Raw genomic sequence first — 3,122 nt, 5'->3', positions numbered from 1 at the left:
GGGTGCCAACTGGTGGAGGGCTCGAATCTGATTCGCACGGTCCGCATGGTCAAGTCACCGACGGAGCTCGTCTATGTGCGTCGCGCCGCCGAACTGGCCGACGATTCGCTGGAGGCCATGCTGGAGACTGCCGGTCCCGGTGTCTTCGAGGGCGACATCTCGGCCGCCGGGCAAAGCGTCAACCTCCGGGGCGGCGGCGATTTGCCGCCGTCGGGGCCGGTGCTCGGCTCGGGTGAGCGGGCGCTGTTGATCCGCTCGGCGACCGGCCACCGCAATCTCGACCCGGTCGATCAATTGACCCTCGAATTCGCCTGTACCTATCGCCACTATTGCGCCTGCCTGATGCGCACCGTGGCGATCGGCGAGGGCAATGACCGTCAGCGCCATATGTTCGAGGTGACCCGCGACGCGATGACCGCGATGACCGAGGCGGCGGCCCCTGGGCAGCCCCTTGGCGGCGTCGACGACGCTCATCGCCGGGTCTACGACGCCGCCGGCTTTGGCAGCCACCGCATGTCCGCCTGCGGCTACTCCCTGGGTGCGACCTACAAACCGACCTGGATGGACGTGCCGCCGATGCTCTATTCGGGTAACCCGTTGTTGGCCGCGCCTGGAATGGTGCTCTTCCTGCATGCTATCCTGATCGATGCCGACGCCGGTCAGGCCATGTCATTGGGCCACACCATCGTGATCACCGAGGACGGGCGCGAGGTGCTGAGCCGACTCACCCCAGATTATCACGTCTGCCGCTAGTTCGGTTCCACCACACTAGGGTCTGTTGACAATTAGGGGGATTCCCAAGACCGTCAAAAAGTGATTCAAGCTTCCTTTTGCAGGGAGTTTTGCATGAACAGGGATCGTTTTGCCATCGCTGACGCAGTCTGGGAGAAAGTTTCGCCCCACCTTCCTGGCAAGGTTACAGATTGCGGCGTCACCGCTGCGGACAACCGCTTGTTTCTGGAAGCGGTATTGTGGCGGGTCCGCACGGGCTCGCCGTGGCGCGACCTGCCGATGGCTTTTGGCGACTGGAACAATGCCTTCCAACGCTTTCGCCGTTGGGCGAAAAAGGGCGTGTTCGAGCGCTTGTTCGAGGTTCTCTCGGAACAGCCGGACTTCGAATACGCCCTCATTGACGGCACCATCGTCAGCGTTCACCAGAAGGCGAGCGGCGCAAAAGGGGGACTCGAAATCAGGCCATCGGGCGCTCCAAAGGCGGATTGACCACCAAGATCGTTGCCCTGGTGGACGCCTTGGGGAACCTGGCCCGGTTTGTTCTATTGCCGGGACAGCGCCACGATACCGTCGGCGTCGCGCCCCTCATTCACGATCTTGAGTTTGCGGCCTTGTTGGCCGACAAAGCGTTTGATGTCGATTGGTTGCGGGAAGATCTCGACAAACGCGACGCCTCCGCCGTCATTCCGCCCCGCAGCAATCGCAAGAACCAGTATCAATACGACAAGCACATCTATCGCTGGCGACATCTCGTCGAAAATTACTTCGCCAAGATCAAGGAGTTCCGCGGCATCGCCACGCGATATGACAAGACAGACACAAGCTACGCCGCTAACCTGAACCTCGTCGCCGCGATAATCGCTGCAAGGTAATTGTCAACAGACCCTAGTGTCGTTCCCCAGAAGTTATGACGGGTTGATTTAGGATCATTTGAGGACTGGTAGAGCGGCTGGTTCGATGAAGATTTGAATGGATCGGGCTATTCCTGGCTGTCGTTTGATCAAGCCCTTGGCTTCGAGGGTGAGGACCATTTGATGGACGGAGGGCGGGGTGACTTGGAAATGGCGCTGCATGTCGGCCTCGGCGGGCGGCCTTTTGTTGATCTTCGAATAGGCGTGGATGAAGGCGAGATACTGGCCCTGCTTTTCGCTGAAGATCGCCTCTTGGGGGGGGTGACAGGCATCGGGACTGTGATTCATCAAGACGGCTTTCAAGAAGGAGGCCCCGATGAACATAGTCTATCGTGTCGATTTGAGCCAAGCCGAAGGCTCAGAACTGATGGTGCTCTTGAAGAGCGGCAAGCATGCGGTGCGCAAGATCAAGCGCGCGCAGATCCTCCTGGCGGCCGATGCCGGGTCCAGCGACGGCGAGATCGAGGCCCAGGTGAGGGTCAGCGGCTCGACCGTCTATCGCACCAAGCAGCGCTTTGTGGAAGGCGGCCTGGAGGCCGCCCTGGCCGAGGCGCCGCGCACCGGCAGGCAACGCAAGCTGAGCGGCAAGGAGGAAAGCCTCTTGATCGCCACCGCCTGCTCGACGCCGCCGGTGGGCCGGGCTCGTTGGACATTGGCGCTCTTGGCCGATGCCATGGTCGCGCTCACCGAGCATGAAAAGGTCTCGGAGGAGACCGTACGCCGGCGCCTGGGGGAAAATGCCCTGAAACCCTGGCGCCGCAAGATGTGGTGCATCCCCAAGGTCGACGCGGCCTACGTCGCCGCCATGGAAGATGTGCTCGATCTCTATGGCGAGGCCCCTGATCCCAAGCGTCCGGTGATCTCCTTCGATGAAAGCCCGATCCAGCTGATCGGCGAGGCCAGGCGGCCGATCCCGGCCGAGCCGGGAAGGCCCCGGCGCTTCGATTGCGAGTACAGGAGAAACGGCACAGCCAACCTCTTCGTCTTCCTCGATGTCCATCGGCCCTGGCGCAAGGTCAAGGTCACCGAGCGCCGCACCGCGATCGACTTCGCGGGCTGCATGCGAGACCTTACCGATATCCACTTCCCCGAGGCCGAGAAGATCCGCGTCGTCTTGGACAACCTCTCGACCCATAGCGCCGCTTCCCTCTACAGTGCCTTGCCCGCACCCGAGGCGCGCCGCATCCTGCGCCGCCTGGAATTCCACTTCACGCCCAAACATGCCTCCTGGCTCAATATGGTCGAAATCGAGATCGGCGTCCTCAAAAGCCAGTGCCTCGACCGACGCATCGAAAGCCGCGAAAGGCTCATTACCGAGATAGCCGCCTGGGAAAAACAGCGAAACGACTGCGCCGCGCGCATCAAATGGATGTTCTCAACAGATCACGCCAGAGACAAACTCGCCCGCCTCTACCCAAAACCAAATTTCGAAATCGACGAAACCATCAAAGAGTCATAACTTCTGGGGAACGGTACTAG

General features: G+C 61.0%; 4 protein-coding genes. 3 read left to right on the top strand and 1 reads right to left on the bottom strand.

The window, feature by feature from the left end; translation table 11 throughout:
* Both GY769_06120 and GY769_06115 read left to right on the top strand, forming a co-directional pair.
* Positions 1–753: aminopeptidase P family protein (locus GY769_06120; GenBank protein ID MCP4201496.1), on the top strand; the 753-nt coding region annotated here is incomplete at its 5' end.
* A gap of 93 nt (positions 754–846) precedes the next feature.
* A protein-coding gene (locus tag GY769_06115; GenBank protein ID MCP4201495.1) for an IS5 family transposase occupies positions 847–1,604 on the top strand; the annotation gives its coding sequence in 2 pieces (ribosomal slippage) (positions 847–1,189 and positions 1,189–1,604; 759 coding nt in all).
* 54 nt (positions 1,605–1,658) lie between these two features.
* Here the strand turns inward: GY769_06115 and GY769_06110 are convergent.
* Positions 1,659–1,931, bottom strand: a complete 273-nt coding sequence (locus tag GY769_06110) for a MarR family transcriptional regulator (GenBank protein ID MCP4201494.1) — start codon at positions 1,929–1,931, stop codon at positions 1,659–1,661.
* Between the two features lie 28 nt (positions 1,932–1,959).
* On the opposite strand from GY769_06110, the gene GY769_06105 reads away from it, so the two are divergent.
* Entirely contained in the window at positions 1,960–3,102 is a 1,143-nt protein-coding gene (locus GY769_06105) for an IS630 family transposase (protein MCP4201493.1), read from the top strand.
* The last annotated feature ends 20 nt before the right edge of the window (positions 3,103–3,122 follow it).

It is taken from the genome of bacterium, from assembly GCA_024224155.1.
Lineage (GTDB): Bacteria > Acidobacteriota > Thermoanaerobaculia > Multivoradales > JAHEKO01 > CALZIK01.
This window is presented reverse-complemented; position numbering and strand designations above follow the sequence as displayed.

Coding starts and splice junctions, on each gene's coding strand:
- GY769_06110 (MCP4201494.1), bottom strand. CDS start 1,931: ATGAATCACAGTCCCGATGCCTGTCACCCCCCCCAAGAGGCGATCTTC.
- GY769_06105 (MCP4201493.1), top strand. CDS start 1,960: ATGAACATAGTCTATCGTGTCGATTTGAGCCAAGCCGAAGGCTCAGAA.